Annotated in this window: 13 protein-coding genes; 5 read left to right on the plus strand and 8 right to left on the minus strand. The window is 68.9% G+C overall.

Going from position 1 to position 14392, the window contains the following annotated elements; translation table 11 throughout:
- The first annotated feature begins 15 nt into the window (after window positions 1–15).
- Both H7K45_RS26975 and H7K45_RS26980 read left to right on the plus strand, forming a co-directional pair.
- Window positions 16–876 (plus strand): DUF1542 domain-containing protein, encoded by an 861-nt coding sequence (locus tag H7K45_RS26975; protein WP_263999153.1) that lies wholly within the window; start codon window positions 16–18, stop codon window positions 874–876.
- 43 nt (window positions 877–919) lie between these two features.
- On the plus strand, window positions 920–2158 hold the full coding sequence (locus H7K45_RS26980) for an HNH endonuclease signature motif containing protein (RefSeq protein WP_263999154.1): 1239 nt from the start codon (window positions 920–922) through the stop codon (window positions 2156–2158).
- Here the strand turns inward: H7K45_RS26980 and H7K45_RS26985 are convergent.
- From H7K45_RS26985 to H7K45_RS27000, 4 genes are read right to left on the minus strand one after another with little or no spacing between them, the layout of a single operon-like run.
- Complete coding sequence (locus H7K45_RS26985; RefSeq protein ID WP_263999155.1) at window positions 2155–3840, minus strand: cation:proton antiporter; 1686 nt, start codon at window positions 3838–3840, stop codon at window positions 2155–2157. The genes H7K45_RS26980 and H7K45_RS26985 overlap by 4 nt on opposite strands.
- Before the next feature lie 37 nt (window positions 3841–3877).
- The gene (locus tag H7K45_RS26990) at window positions 3878–4669 is read right to left on the minus strand and encodes an Fpg/Nei family DNA glycosylase (RefSeq protein WP_263999156.1); all 792 of its coding nucleotides are present in this window, start codon (window positions 4667–4669) and stop codon (window positions 3878–3880) included.
- Window positions 4670–4672: 3 nt separating this feature from the next.
- The gene (locus H7K45_RS26995) at window positions 4673–5146 is read right to left on the minus strand and encodes a ribose-5-phosphate isomerase (protein ID WP_263999158.1); all 474 of its coding nucleotides are present in this window, start codon (window positions 5144–5146) and stop codon (window positions 4673–4675) included.
- A 42-nt stretch (window positions 5147–5188) separates the two neighbouring features.
- On the minus strand, window positions 5189–5728 hold the full coding sequence (locus H7K45_RS27000) for a TetR/AcrR family transcriptional regulator (RefSeq protein WP_263999159.1): 540 nt from the start codon (window positions 5726–5728) through the stop codon (window positions 5189–5191).
- A gap of 78 nt (window positions 5729–5806) precedes the next feature.
- Here H7K45_RS27000 and H7K45_RS27005 point away from each other — a divergent pair, with 78 nt between their 5' ends.
- The gene (locus H7K45_RS27005) at window positions 5807–6547 is read left to right on the plus strand and encodes an SDR family oxidoreductase (RefSeq protein ID WP_263999160.1); all 741 of its coding nucleotides are present in this window, start codon (window positions 5807–5809) and stop codon (window positions 6545–6547) included.
- Here H7K45_RS27005 and H7K45_RS27010 read toward each other — a convergent pair whose 3' ends face one another.
- Genes H7K45_RS27010 through H7K45_RS27020 form a run of 3 tightly spaced genes read right to left on the minus strand, consistent with a single transcriptional unit; the run spans window position 6548 to window position 9364 of the window.
- Entirely contained in the window at window positions 6548–7507 is a 960-nt protein-coding gene (locus H7K45_RS27010) for an isopenicillin N synthase family dioxygenase (protein WP_263999161.1), read from the minus strand.
- A gap of 19 nt (window positions 7508–7526) precedes the next feature.
- Complete coding sequence (locus tag H7K45_RS27015) at window positions 7527–7967, minus strand: nucleoside deaminase (RefSeq protein WP_263999162.1); 441 nt, start codon at window positions 7965–7967, stop codon at window positions 7527–7529.
- The gene (locus tag H7K45_RS27020; protein WP_263999163.1) at window positions 7964–9364 is read right to left on the minus strand and encodes a purine-cytosine permease family protein; all 1401 of its coding nucleotides are present in this window, start codon (window positions 9362–9364) and stop codon (window positions 7964–7966) included. The genes H7K45_RS27015 and H7K45_RS27020 overlap by 4 nt, the downstream gene beginning before the upstream one ends.
- A gap of 95 nt (window positions 9365–9459) precedes the next feature.
- Between H7K45_RS27020 and H7K45_RS27025 the strand changes: the two genes are divergently transcribed.
- Window positions 9460–11025: a molybdopterin-dependent oxidoreductase gene (locus H7K45_RS27025; RefSeq protein WP_263999164.1), complete on the plus strand. Its 1566-nt coding sequence runs from the start codon at window positions 9460–9462 to the stop codon at window positions 11023–11025.
- 11 nt (window positions 11026–11036) lie between these two features.
- Here H7K45_RS27025 and H7K45_RS27030 read toward each other — a convergent pair whose 3' ends face one another.
- A complete protein-coding gene (locus H7K45_RS27030; RefSeq protein ID WP_263999165.1) occupies window positions 11037–11657 on the minus strand; it encodes a mycothiol-dependent nitroreductase Rv2466c family protein in 621 nt (206 codons plus the stop codon).
- A 105-nt stretch (window positions 11658–11762) separates the two neighbouring features.
- On the opposite strand from H7K45_RS27030, the gene pepN reads away from it, so the two are divergent.
- A complete protein-coding gene (gene pepN, locus H7K45_RS27035; RefSeq protein ID WP_263999166.1) occupies window positions 11763–14348 on the plus strand; it encodes an aminopeptidase N in 2586 nt (861 codons plus the stop codon).
- Window positions 14349–14392: the final 44 nt, after the last annotated feature.

Raw genomic sequence — 14392 nt, forward strand, 5'->3', positions numbered from 1 at the left:
GGTACGCTGGACGCCATGAACAGCTTTCTGCTGCTGCTGGTCGTGGTTCTCGTCGCCGTCATCGCCTTCGGGGTGATCGCCTCGTCGAAGGCGTCCGGCAGGCGCAACGCGGCGTCCCTCGACGACGCGAAGGCCGATGCGCGGCGCGCGATCGACCGCCTCGGCGGCCAGGTGCTCAACCTCAGCGGGACCGACGACGCGTCCAAGCAGGCGCTCGCCGACGCGTCCGAACGCTTCACCGCGGCCGGCTCCCAGATCGAGCAGGCCACCACCGCCAAGCAGGCGCAGCTGGCCAAGCAGACCGCCATGGAGGGGCTGTACTACGTCCGCGCGGCCCGCGTCGCCATGAACATGGATCCCGGACCCGAACTGGAGACGCTGGCCGGGCAGAACTCGGCGGGCACCGTGACCGAGGCGCGCCGCATCGAGTACGACGGCCGAGACATCGAAGCCTCGCCGACGCCGACCGAGCGCACCCCGAACTACTACCCGGGCGGCCGCGTCGCCGGTCGGCCCGTGCCCGCCGGCTGGTACTCCGAGCCGTGGTGGAAGCCGGCCCTGGTGGCCGGTGCCTGGGGTGTCGGATCGGCCCTGTTGTTCAGCTCGCTGTTCTCCGGCATGGGCGGCGTCGGTTATGACGCCCAGGGCTTCGAGAACGGGTACGGCGACGGCTACCAGGACGGCCTCGACCAGGGTCAGCTCGACGGCGGCGGCGACCAGCAGGACTTCGGGGGCGGTGACGGCGGCTGGGGCGGTGACTCCGGGGGCGGCTGGGGTGGCGACTCCGGCGGCGGCTGGGGTGGCGATGGCGGCTGGGGCGGCGGCGATTTCGGCGGTGGAGACTTCGGCGGAGGCGGCGACTTCGGCGGCTTCTAGCTCGCAAGACCAACATGTCGTACCCCTGTGCTGAGATGGGTACATGCCAACGGGGACAACCAGTCTGAGCTCCAAGGAGCGTCTGGACGTGTTGTTCGACGAGCTGGCTGGGCTGACCGGACAGCGCAACGCCATCGACGGGCGCATCGTGGACATCGTCGCCGAGATCGACGGGGACGGGCTCTGGGGCAACACCGGGTGCCGGTCGATTTCCGCGCTGGTCGCATGGCGCATCGGGGTCTCGCCCCACAACGCGCAAACCATCACCACCGTCGCCGAACGGTTGCCGGAGTTCCCGTCGTGCACCGCGGCGTTGCGGGAAGGTCGGTTGTCCCTGGATCAAGTGGGAGTGATCGCCGAACGCGCCGGCGACGGTTCCGATGAGCACTACGCCCAGTTGGCGTCGGTGGCCACGGTGACCCAGTTGCGGACCGCCATCGCGTTGGAGCCGCGTGCCGACGCCAAGCCGTCGTGGGAGCCGGATCGGTCGATCAGTAAGACCGAGACCGCCACCCACACGACGTGGCGGATCCGGTTGCCCAAGGTGGAGGCCGCGAAGTTCGAGGCCGCGTTGGCTTCTCACCGCGACGGGCTGATCAACGACTGGAAGACCGCCCACGACGAGGACCAACCCTCGGATCAGGCCCCGCCGTTTCCCACCAACGTGGATGCGTTCACGAGTTTGGTGGAGGCGGGGTGGGACGCCGATGTGGCGCGCCGCCCGCACGGGCAGCACACCACCGTGGTGGTGCACCTCGATGTCGAGAAGCGTTCAGCAGGGCTACATCTGGGGCCGGTGCTGTCCGATGCCGACCGCCAGTACCTGCTGTGCGACGCGATGTGCGAAGTGTGGGTGGAACGGCACGGACAACCGATCGGGGCGGGGCGGGGCACCCGCACCATCAGCCGACGACTCCGTCGCGTGTTGGAGCACCGCGACCGCTGCTGTGCGGTGCCCGGCTGCGGGGCCACCCGAGGATTGCACGCCCACCACATTCGGCACTGGGAAGACGGCGGACCCACCGACCCCGACAACCTGGTCTTGCTCTGCCCGTTCCACCACCGGTTGCACCACACCGGCGGCATCACCATCAGCGGCACCGCGACCCACCTGGTGGTCACCGACGCCGACGGAACGGAGCTGACCGGGGCATCGCTGGCCAGGCCACCCACGCAACCGCCACCCGCGGTACCACCGTGCACCGGACCGCTCGGTGAACGCGCCGACTGCTGGTGGTACGACCCCTACGACCCCAACAAGTCACCACCGAGCGAGAACTAGAACCGGCTCTCGAGTCGCGCCGACACCCCGGCCTCTTGGAGGTCGAGCCGCTCGAGCATCGCCCGTGCCGCCTCGTCCTCGATGTGCCCCTCGTCGCGTTCGGCGATCAGGGCGGCGCGCTGCGCGTGCAGCACTTGCAGATACAGCGAGCCGAACGTCTCGGCGCGCAACGTGTGGGTCGCGGGGTCGGGCATCTCGTCGGCGTCCTGCGAATGCCGGGCGATGATGTTGCGGATCTCGGCGAGCACGCGCTCATCGAGACCCTCTGGTGGGTTCGCGCGGAACTCGGTCAGGACGTCGTCGGCCGCTTCGTACACCACCCGCTCGGCCGCGAGGGTCTGCTCCCGCTCGTAGTCGGAGGTCTCCGCCGAGAGTTTCAGCCGGCTGATCAACAACGGCAGCGTGCTGCCCTGAATCAACAGCGTGCCGACGCTGACGACGAAGGCGATCGCCTGGATGGTGGCTCGCTCCGGGAACGGTTCTCCCGCGGCGGTCGTCACCGGGATGGCCGCGGCGGCAGCCAACGTGACCACCCCGCGCATCCCGGTCCACGACACCACCACGCTCTCTTGCCAACTCAGCGACCGACGGTCGATCAGCGAGCGCCACTTGCCCGGCGGCTTCGCGCGGCGACGGGTGCCGAGCGCGCCCCTGCCGCCGGTGGCGGGCACCGGCACGCTGAGCCGACTCTCGACGTGGCTGGAGAGCTTGCTGCGGCCGAACATGACGAGCACCGACAACGGCCGGATCGCCATGACGATGGCCAGCACGATCAGCGACGCGATCGCCACCTCGCCGAGCGCCTCGTGCGCCTCGCGAAGGTCTTCGAGCACGAACCTCAAATGCAGTCCGATGTAGGCGAATACGAAGGCCTCGAGTAGCACGTCGACCGAGTTCCAGACGTAGCGTTCCTGCAGCCGCGTCTGATATCCCGCCCCGAGGGTTCCGTTGCCGACGACGAACCCGGCGACGACGACGGCCAGGACACCCGAGGCGTGCAACTCCTCGGCCGCGATGAATGCCGCGAACGGCACCACCAAGCCCTGCACGGTCTCGAGGCCGGGGTTGGCCAACCGCTTGCGGATCCACAGCGTCACCAATCCCAGTGCGGCGCCGACGATCGGGCCCAGCACGGCGCTGTAAGCGAAGAGCAGGAACGGGTTCTCGATGAAGGTGTGACTGCCGGCCACCTGAGCCACCGCGATGGTGAACAACGTCAGGGCGGCGGCGTCGTTGATGAGGCTCTCTCCGGTGAGGATGGCCATCACCTTCTTCGGCAACCCCAGCTTGCGGCCCACCGCGACGGCGGTGACGGCGTCGGGTGGCGCGACGATGGCGCCGAGGATCAGGGCCGTGCCAAACGTCAACGGCACCACGACGAGCCACGCGGACACCGCCGCCACGGTGAACGCCGTCACCACGACCAAGCCGACGCCCAAGCCGAGGATCGGCCGGATGTTGCGCAGGAACGTCGGGAAGGAGAACGTCAACGACGCCGAGTAGAGCAGCGGCGGCAGCACCACTGTCAGCAGGATGTGCGAATCGAGTTCGGGCGCCTCGAAACCCGGGACGAACGACGCCGCGATGCCGATGACGACGATGATCAGCGCGGGTTCGAGCCCCTTGCGGTGGGCGATGGCGGTGACGACGATCGCGCCGACGACGACGAGGATGAGTTCCACCCGCCGATTGTCCCGTCAAACCTCCGGCCGCGCCCGGCTACACCTGACAGGTAGGACACCAGAACAGGTTGCGGGCCTCCATGACTTCGGTGCGGATCGGCGTGCCGCACACCCGGCACGGCTGTCCCGTCCTGCGGTAGACGTAACTGCGGGGCCGGCCGCGAGGGCCCGGCTCACCCTTGTCGTCCTCACGGCGGACGGTGATGATCTTGCCGCGGCTCACGCCGACCTTCATGAGGGCGACGAGGTCGGTCCACGCGGCGTCGAACTCCGCCTCGGTCACCTTGGTGCCAGGGCGGTGCGGTTCGATGCGATGCCGGAACAGCAACTCACTTCGGTAGACGTTGCCCACCCCGGCGATCACCTTCTGATCCATCAGCAATGCCCCGATCGCTCTGCGCGACTTGCTGATTCGCGTCCACGCCCGGGCGGCGTCGGGATTGCGGCGCAACGGGTCGGGCCCCAGCCGCTCGACGATGTCGTCGACCTCGTTCTGGTGGATGACCTCGCAGACGGTGGGACCGCGCAGATCGGTGCCGTACTCCGTGCCGACCATCCGCATCCGCACCTGACCGACCGGTTCGGGCATCGGGACGGGGCGCTCGGTGAACTTGCCGTACAGCCCAAGGTGGACGTGCACGATCGCGCCGCCCTCGTAGTGATGGAACAGATGCTTGCCCCATGCGTCGGCGGTGCGCAGCACCCGGCCGCTGACCGCTTCGGCGGCATCGGCGAAGCGGCCCTGCGGACTGGTCACGATCACCGGATCCCGGCCGAAGCGCTTTTGGTGCAGCCGCGCCAGTCGGTGAAGGGTGTGCCCTTCGGGCACGAGCTAGGCGCCCGGCACGGGTGGCGCGACGTGGGTCTCCTCGTACTCGGCGAGGATGTCGATGCGGCGCTGATGGCGCGGCGCCTCGGACCACGCGGTGGTCAGGAAGGCGTCGACGAAGGTGAGCGCGTCGGCGACGGTGTGCATCCGACCGCCGATGCTCATCACCTGCGCGTTGTTGTGCTGCCGGGCCAAGGACGCCGTCTCGACGCTCCAGGCCAGCGCGCATCGCACGCCGGGCACCTTGTTCGCGGCGATCTGCTCGCCGTTTCCGGAGCCACCGATGACGATGCCGAGGCTCTCGGGGTCGGCAAGAGTCTTCTGCGCCGCGGCGATGCAGAACGCGGGGTAGTCGTCCTCGGCGTCGTAGGTGAACGCACCGCAGTCGACCGGCTCGTGGCCGTGGGACTCGAGGTGCTCGACGATGGCCTGCTTGAGTTCGTATCCGGCGTGGTCAGAGCCGAGGTAGACGCGCATGGCGCACACCTTAACCGGCCGGTCTGCGCCACTGCGCCGCGCCTACCTCACCCTCAACCCGTCCAGCAGCACGCTCAGTAGGCGCGGGGCCCGCTCGCCCCATTCGTCGGCCTCCAGATGCGCCAGGAACCACGACAGCAGGATGACGTCGCGCGCGTCGACGTCACCGCGCAGCGCGCCTTGGTCGCGTCCGGCGTCGAGCAGTGCGGTGAGCGCTTCGGCGAGCTTGCCCATCGTCTGCGCCGAGATGTCCTGCCAGACCGAGGCTTCCACCGCCGCGATGACCCCCATCTTGACCTGGGCGTAGGCCGCGAGTTGGTCGAACCAGCGCTGTAGCGCGACGTCTGGCGGGCACTGCGCGAGCAGCGTGTGCGCCAGTGCGACCAGGTCGTCGATCTCGTGGTCGTAGAGGGCGCGGATCAGTTCGTCACGGGTGGTGAAGTGGCGGTAGAGCGTCCCCTGCCCCACGCCGGCACGACGTGCGACCGCGCTGAGCTTGAGCTCGCCGGGCTCGGCGACGAGTTCGCGGGCCGCGTCGATGATCGCCGCGCGGTTGCGCGCGGCGTCGCTGCGTTCGGCCATCACCCTCCCCTTGCAAACGGACGATCTGTCCGTTTCAATGAAGCGGACACATCGTCCGTTTCACGATGGAGGCTAGCCATGGGTGCGCTCGACGACAAGGTGGTCGCCATCACCGGCGCCAGCAGCGGCATCGGAGCCGCGACCGCGCTCCGACTCGGGCGCGCGGGTGCCGCGGTGGTGCTCGGCGCCCGTCGCACCGATCGGCTCGACGCACTCGCCGCGGACATCCGCGCCGCAGGCGGACGGGCCGTCGGCGTCGCCGTCGACGTCACCCGCGCCGAGGACCTCCACGAACTGACCGCGGCCGCGGTGTCGACCTTCGGCCGCCTCGACGTACTGGTCGGCAGCGCCGGCATCGGGCCCATCTCGCCGATGAGCGCGCGTCGCCGCACCGACTGGGACGCGATGATCGACGTCAACCTGCGCGGGGTCCTACACGGCATCGATGCCGCCCTGCCCGTCTTCGAACGACAGGGCCGCGGTCACTTCGTCACCATCGTCTCCACGGCCGGCCTCAAGATCGTCCCGACCATGGCGGTCTACGCGGCGACCAAGAACGCCGTCCGCACCCTCCTGGAGGGCCTGCGCCAAGAGTCCACCGACGGGACGCTGAAGACCACCGCGATCTCGCCCGGCTACGTACGGACCGAATTCGGCGACTCCGTCACCGATCCCGCCATCCGCGCCGAGATCGGCCGCACCATGGCGCAGAACGCGCTGGACCCCGACGCCGTCGCGAGGGCCGTGGAATTCGTCGTCGACCAACCCTGGGAGGTCGAGATCGGCGAACTGTCGATCCGGCCCACCACGCAGGGCTGACTAGCCGACCGTGATGGCGTCGAGGCGTTCCTTGATGAAGTCCGCCGAGGTGACCGGCGCCAACCCGGAGACCTGACCGATGGGCGGGGCCAGCGGCGTGACGAGGGCGTCGTGGTTGGCCTCGTAGAAGTAGATCAGCGACACCAGGTCCTCCTCCGGCGCCTCGGGCTGCGGCGGCAACACCCGGTGCCGGCCCGACGGCCAGCGTCGACCGCTCCAATACTCCAGCAGGTCACCGATGTTGACGGTCAGCGCGGCGGGATCATAGGGGGCGTCCTCCCACCCGTGGGCGTCGGAATACACCTGCAGCCCACCGGCTCCCGGCTCGCGGTCCAGCACGGTGACGGTGCCGAAGTCGGTGTGGGGACCGATGCGGAACTGCCCGGGCTCGGGCTCGCCCACCACGCTCACCGGCGGGTAGTGGTTGATGTTCATCGTCCACGTGGGCCGATCCGACAGCTGCGCCCAGGGATTGGCGGGCAGCCCGAGCGCGTGGGCGAACAACGCCAGCAGATCGTCGGAGAGCCGGCGAACCGCGTCGGTGTACTCGGTCACCAACGCCTGCCACCCGGGCGCCTCGGCAGGCCAGACGTTGGGCGCGAACCAGATTCGGTCGACGTCGGCGTCACCGGTCGCCGTCTCGGCGCCCAGGCTGAAGCTCTCCTTGAGATCGGGCGGCGTCTCGGTGCCCTCGGAGTATCCGTTGGCCTCGGCACCCGGGCCGATCCACCCGTGCCCGCCCACCGGCACGCTGTAACGCTGCTTGACCTCCAGCGGCTGGGCGAAGAAGTCGCGGCTGGCCGTGCGCACCGCGGCCGCCAGGGCCGGGTCGACGCCGTGCCCGGTGACCAGGATGAACCCGGCCTGCTGCAGGCTCGCGTCGACCTCCGCGGCGACGGCGTCGGCCTCGGCACCGTCGGCACGCCAGCGCGAAATGTCAACGGTCGCGACGACACTCACGCGTTGTCTCCCATTCTCGTCATTCTCCGATGTCCTCCAGCCACAGTTCCGGGCGGGCGGCGATGAAGTCGGTCATCATGCCGATGCACCGTTCGTCCGAGAGAACGGTGACCTCGACGCCGTTCTCGGCCAGCCAGTCGTGACCGCCGCTGAAGGTCTGCGCTTCCCCGATCACGACCGCGCCGATGTTGAACTGCCGCACCAATCCACTGCAATACCAGCACGGCGACAGCGTGGTGACCATCACCGTCGAGCGGTAGTTGCGCTGGCGGCCCGCAGCGCGGAAGGCGTCGGTCTCACCGTGCACCGACGGATCGTCGTCCTGCACGCGACGATTGTGACCGCTGCCGAGCAGCACGCCGTCGCGGCTGAACAACGCCGCGCCGATCGGAATTCCGCCCTCCGCCAACCCCTTTCGGGCCTCCTCGACGGCGACGTCGAGCATGTCCTGCGGTGTCACGGCGTCAGGCGCTCCGCGGCGATCTTCGAACGGCACACCAGGAGGTACGCCCCGCCAGCGATGAGGAAGCCGACGAAGAAGGTGATGTCACCCAGCTGAGGTGCGTTGCGGGCGATGAAACCGGTGAACTTCTCCTGGTTCGAGAACAACAGCACCGAGACCACCAGCCCGACCAGGAAGGACGCCAGGCCACCCCAGTTCGTGTAGGTGCGGTCGTAGAGGAACCCGGCGATGGCATGTCCGCGGCGCATGTACTGGTCGGCGAAGACCACACCCAGCCACGGCCCGATCCAGTACGCGATGATCAGCAGGAACGCCTCGTAGCTGGCGGCGGCGTCGGGCAGTGCCCACCAGGCCACCAGGAACCCCGCCACCCCGAAGAACACCGTCACCAACGCCCGCGCGATGTTCACCGGCAGCTTCACGCCGATCGTCACGAACGCCATCGCACCGGAGTAGACGTTGATGGAGTTGGCGGCGATCGCGCCGATCGCGATGGCCAGCAGCGTGGCCTTGGCGATCGGCGACGCCAGCTCGCCGACGAAGGCCTCGGTGGGATTCTCCGACAGCGCAGGCCCGATGGTCACCGACGCCGCACCGACGATCTCCAGCACCACGCAGGACAGGAACAGACCGGCCGAGGCGAAGAACCCGGTCCGGGCGGTCGACACGGTCGAGGGCAGGTAGCGCGTGTAGTCCGCCGCATACGGCGTCCACCCGGCGGCATAGCCGAACGCGGTGCCGACGGTCAGCAGGAAGCCGCCGACGGACCCGTCGCCGACGAAGGCCTCCGTCGCGGGCGCACCGAAGTTGGACTTGGTCAGGATCGCGACGGAGGCGACCGCGAAGATCACCGCCAGCACCGGGAACGACCAGCGTTCGAAGGCCTGCACGAGGTTGTGGCCGAAGAACGCGAAGGCGGTCTGGACGAGCACGATGACGATCAGGCCCACCAACGGCCCGATGCCGAACAGCGCCGCCAGGGCGTAGGCCCCGCTGACGCTGTTGGTCGCGAACCAGCCGACCCCTGCCGTGACCGACATCAGGACCGCGGGCAGGCCGTTGCCCTTGAATCCGAACGGCAGACGTCCCAACACCATTTGCGGCACGCCGTGCAGCGGTCCGCGGGCGGAGAGGAAGTAGTGCGCCAGGGCGCCGAGGCCGGTGCCGATCACGATGCCGGCCATCGCTTGCCAGAAGCTCATGCCGTAGACCGACACCGCGAGAACGCCGACGAAGATCGTGGCGAACTCGAGATTGGGTGAGGTCCACGTCCAAAACAGCTGGCTGGGCTTGCCGTGGCGGTCGGCCTCGGCGATGAATTCGTTGCCGCCTGGCTCCACCGCGACGATCTTGCTGCGGTAGGAACCGTCCGTGGTGGGCTCGACCGCCGTCATGAATGCACCGTCATGGGCACACTGTCGCTCCACCTGCGCCGAGCCGCAACTCGACGCGGCGTCGTCCGGACACCTGTCGGCAACGAATTACCCCCGTGAATTCACCGACGACGTCCCCGGCCACGACGCGCCTACCCGCCGTCCGCGCCGCCATCACCGGGGTGATCGCCGTGATCGCCGCGCTCGGGGCGGGGCACCTCGTGGCCGGACTGCTGCTGACGCCCTCGGCCTCGCCGTTCTTCGCCGTCGGCAACGCCGCTGTGAACCGAACCCCCGCCGCGGTGAAGGACTTCGCCATCCGGAACTTCGGGACCAACGACAAGGCCGCGTTGCTGATCGGCATGGCCGTGGTGCTGGTGCTCGTCGGCGCACTCGCCGGCATGGCCTCGCGTCGCAGTGCCGTTCCGGGGCTGATCGTCGTGGTCGTGATGGGCGCCGTTGGCGCGCTCGCCGTCGGCGAACACTCGACGCGGCCGTTGGGATATCTGGCGCCGGCCGCCGCGCTCGTCGCCGGGGGCGGCGTGTTCTGGGGGTTGCACAGCCTGGCGCGGCCGACGGCGACTCCCGATCCGACCGGACGACGACGCTTCCTGCTCGGCTCGCTGGTCGCGGCGGTCGCCGCGGTGGCAGCCGGCGCAGGCGGTTTCGCACTGGCGCGCCGGGTCGACGTCGCCGCCTCCCGTCAGCGGGTCGGCGCTCTGGTGCCAACCACGCCCGCGCCGGCCATCCCCGACGGGGCCGCGTTCCCCGAACTCGGCACCCCGACGTTCCTCACTCCGCCGGCCGACTTCTACCGCATCGACGTCAACCTCGAGGTGCCCCAGCTACGGGCCGAGGACGCGACGCTGCGCATCACCGGGTTGGTCGACGAGCCGCTGGAGTTCACCTTCGCCGACATCCGCGCCATGCCGCTGGTCGAGCGGACGATCACGATGACGTGCGTGTCCAACGAGGTGGGCGGGCCGTACGTCTCCACCGCGAACTTCATCGGGGTGCCGCTGATGGACCTGCTCGACCGGGCCGGCATCCAGGGCGCCGCCCAGCAGGTGGTGGGCCATTCCGTCGACGGCTTCACCCTGGGCACCCCACTGGACATGCTGCGCGCGACCGGCAAGCAGGCCATGCTCGTCATCGGCGCCAACCGGGAGGCTCTGCTGCCCGAGCACGGCTTCCCGATGCGCACCGTCGTGCCCGGTCTCTACGGCTACGTCTCGGCGACCAAGTGGCTGACCGAGCTCGAACTCGCCACCTACGACGTCAAGCCGTACTGGGTGCAGCGCGGATGGGACGGGCAGCCGCCGGGTGTCGTGCCCATCAAGATCTCCTCCCGCATCGACGCGCCCAAGGCGTTCCAGCAGGTGTCCGGACCCGTCACCGTGGCCGGCACGGCGTGGGCCCAGGGCCGTGGGATCAGCCGCGTCGAACTGCGGTTCGACGACGGCCCGTGGCAACCCGCCGAACTCTCCACCGAGGTCAACGCCAACACCTGGCGAATGTTCAAGCTGACGACGACGCTGCCGGCCGGGCAGCACACCGTCACCAGCCGCGCCTTCGACGGCACCGGTGCGATGCAGGCTCAGGAGCGGCTACGGCTGCTGAACCCCGGCCCGGTGCCCGACGGCTCGACCGGCTGGCAGTCGATGATCTTCACGGTCGCCTGAGGCGGCCGAGCTCAGTCGAACTGAGGCGATTCGTGCCGGGTGCGCTTGAGCTCGAAGAAGTGCGGATAGCCGGCGAAGATCACCGATGCGTCCCAGAGCTTTCCGGCTTCCTCGCCGCGCGGGATGCGGGAGAGCACCGGTCCGAAGAAGGCGACACCGTTGACGTGAATGGTGGGCGTGCCGACGTCATCGCCGACCGCGTCCATGCCCTCGTGGTGGCTCTTGCGCAGGATGTCGTCGAACTTGTCGCTGGTGGCCGCTTCGGCCAGTTCGGCGGGCAACCCGACCTCCTCGAGCGATTCGGCGATGACCTTCTCGAAGTCGGGGTCGGTCTCGCGGTATCCCTTGTCGTGAATCCTGGTGCCCATCGCGGTGTAGAGCGGGCTGAGGATCTCGTTGCCCTTGGCCTGCTCGGCGGCGATCGCCACGCGCACCGGACCCCACGCCTTCTTCATCATCTCCTGGTACTGCTCGGGGAGGTCACGTCCCTCGTTGAGCACCGCGAGACTCATCACGTGGAACTTCACGTCGATGTCGCGGACCTTCTGAACCTCCAGGATCCAGCGTGAGGTGATCCAGCACCACGGGCACAGGGGGTCGAACCAGAATCCGGCAACATCCTTGTCGGCCATCGTGAATCCTCTCCTCGGTCAAGCGCTTCGTACGGGCAGACTTCCGTGCAGCACAACCCAGCATGCCCTGACCGTGTTCCCGATATACGTCTAGGCTTGGCCGACGTGGCACTTCCCAACCTCACTCGCGACCAAGCGGCCGAGCGCGCAGCGCTCGTCGCAGTAGACAACTACCGGATCGCGCTCGATCTGACCGAGGGCGGCGAGCGCACGTTCCGCTCCACGACGACCGTGACCTTCGACGCCACGCCCGGCGCCGACACCGTCGTCGACCTGGCCGCCGACACCGTCCGCAGCGCCACCCTCAACGGCGTGGACGTCGACGTCTCGGGCTACGACGAGTCCACGGGCATCCCGCTGGTCGGACTGGCCGAGCACAACGTCCTCGTCGTCGACGCCGATTGCCGTTACTCCAACACCGGCGAGGGTCTGCACCGGTTCGTCGACCCCGTCGACGACGAGGTGTACCTGTACTCGCAGTTCGAGACCGCCGACGCCAAGCGGATGTTCGCCTGCTTCGACCAGCCGGACCTCAAGGCCACCTTCGACGTGTCGGTCACCGCACCAGCGCACTGGCAGGTCATCTCCAACGGGGCGACCGAGTCGGTCGGAGCCGCCCCGGCGGCGACATCGGACTCCGCGGCGGTTCATCGCTTCGTCACCACGCCGAAGATGAGCACCTACCTCGTCGCCCTCATCGCGGGGCCGTACGCCCGGTGGGACGACGTCTACTCCGACGAGCACGGCGAGATTCCGCTCGGCATCTTCTGCCGCGGCTCCCTTGCCGAGTACATGGACGCCGAGCGACTCTTCACCGAGACGAAGCAGGGGTTCGAGTTCTACCACCAGAACTTCGGCGTGCCATACGCATTCGGCAAGTACGACCAGCTGTTCGTCCCGGAGTTCAACGCCGGTGCCATGGAGAACGCCGGCGCCGTCACGTTCCTGGAGGACTACGTCTTCCGGTCGAAGGTGACCCGCTACAGCTACGAACGTCGCGCCGAGACGGTGCTGCACGAGATGGCGCACATGTGGTTCGGCGACCTGGTCACGATGCAGTGGTGGGACGACCTGTGGCTCAACGAGTCCTTCGCGACCTTCGCCTCGGTGCTGTGCCAAAGCGAGGCAACCGAATACAAGGCGGCCTGGACGACGTTCGCCAACGTCGAGAAGTCCTGGGCCTACCGCCAGGACCAGCTGCCGTCGACGCACCCGGTGGCCGCGGACATCCCCGACCTGCACGCCGTCGAGGTCAATTTCGACGGCATCACCTACGCCAAGGGCGCCAGCGTCCTCAAGCAGCTCGTCGCCTACGTCGGACTCGACGCGTTCCTTGCGGGCCTGCGCGACTACTTTCGCGACCATGCCTTCGCCAACGCCACGTTTGGCGATCTGCTTGGCGCACTGGAGAAGTCCTCGGGCCGCGACCTGTCGGACTGGGGCCGTCAGTGGCTCAAGACCACCGGTCTGAACACCCTGCGCGCCAACTTCGACGTCGACGCCGACGGTAAGTTCACCCGCTTCGCCATCGACCAGAGCGGCGCGGCGCCCGGCGCCGGCGAGACCCGCGTACACCGCCTGGCCGTCGGCATCTACGACGACGACGGTTCCGGCAAGCTGGTGCGAACGCACCGCGAAGAACTCGACGTGGAGGGTTCGAGCACCGACGTGCCAGCCCTGCAGGGCATTTCGCGCGGTCAGTTGATCCTCGTCAACGACGACGACCTGACCTACTGCTCGCTGCGCCTCGATCCGGTGTCGCTGGAGACGGTGCTGACCCGCATCGCCGACATCGCCGACTCGCTCCCCCGCACCCTGGCGTGGTCGGCGGCGTGGGAGATGACGCGCGAAGCGGAGATGAAGGCTCGCGACTTCGTCGAACTGGTCAAGGCAGGCGTCCACGCCGAGACCGAGGTGGGCGTCGCGCAGCGGCTGTTGCTCCAGGCACAGACCGCGCTCAACGCCTACGCCGATCCGGACTGGGCGTGCTCGCAGGGCTGGCCCGCGTTCGCCGACCGCCTGCTGGAACTGGCCCGAGCCGCCGAGGCGGGGTCGGACTTCCAGCTGGCCTACGTCAACGCGCTGTGCACCTCGGCGTTGTCGCTGCGGCACACGGCGGTGCTGGCGGCCCTGCTGGATACCGACCCGGCCGAGCAGGGGCTGCAGGGTTTGAGCGTCGACACCGATCTGCGGTGGCGCATCGTCACCGCGCTGGCGGCCGGCGGCGACGTCGACGAGACCGGACCGGAGACGCCGTTCATCGACGCCGAAGCCCAGCGCGACCCCACCGCGGCGGGCCGGCGCAACGCGGCGGCAGCCTCGGCCGCCCGCCCGCAGGCCGCGGTCAAGGAGGCCGCGTGGCAGCAGGTCGTCGAGGACGACACGTTGGCCAACATCACCACCAGGGCGATCGTGACCGGGTTCGTCCAGCCCGGACAGGCCGCGCTGCTCAAGCCATTCGGCGAGAAGTACTTCGACGCGATCCTCGGACTGTGGGAGCGCCGCTCCAGCGAGGTGGCCCAGACCGTCGTCATCGGCCTGTACCCGTCGTCGGACGTCAGCCGGGAGGGTTTGGACGCTGCGGACCGCTTCCTGGCCGGCGACGTCCCGCCTGCCTTGCGCCGATTGGTGATCGAAGGTCGCGCGGGCGTCGAACGAGCACTGAGGGCGCGCGCGTTCGACGCGTCCTGACCGGACCCGCCTCTCCGGTTTCGGCCGGTCGGTGCCCTACGCTC

It is taken from the genome of Mycobacterium yunnanensis, from assembly GCF_025823185.1.
Lineage (GTDB): Bacteria > Actinomycetota > Actinomycetes > Mycobacteriales > Mycobacteriaceae > Mycobacterium > Mycobacterium yunnanensis.

What these genes read in the sequence shown, in the direction of transcription:
- H7K45_RS26975 (WP_263999153.1), top strand. Translation starts at nt 16, where the DNA reads ATGAACAGCTTTCTGCTGCTGCTGGTCGTGGTTCTCGTCGCCGTCATC.
- H7K45_RS26980 (WP_263999154.1), top strand. Translation starts at nt 920, where the DNA reads ATGCCAACGGGGACAACCAGTCTGAGCTCCAAGGAGCGTCTGGACGTG.
- H7K45_RS26995 (WP_263999158.1), bottom strand. Translation starts at nt 5,146, where the DNA reads ATGCGCGTCTACCTCGGCTCTGACCACGCCGGATACGAACTCAAGCAG.
- H7K45_RS27000 (WP_263999159.1), bottom strand. Translation starts at nt 5,728, where the DNA reads ATGGCCGAACGCAGCGACGCCGCGCGCAACCGCGCGGCGATCATCGAC.
- H7K45_RS27005 (WP_263999160.1), top strand. Translation starts at nt 5,807, where the DNA reads ATGGGTGCGCTCGACGACAAGGTGGTCGCCATCACCGGCGCCAGCAGC.
- H7K45_RS27020 (WP_263999163.1), bottom strand. Translation starts at nt 9,364, where the DNA reads ATGACGGCGGTCGAGCCCACCACGGACGGTTCCTACCGCAGCAAGATC.
- H7K45_RS27030 (WP_263999165.1), bottom strand. Translation starts at nt 11,657, where the DNA reads ATGGCCGACAAGGATGTTGCCGGATTCTGGTTCGACCCCCTGTGCCCG.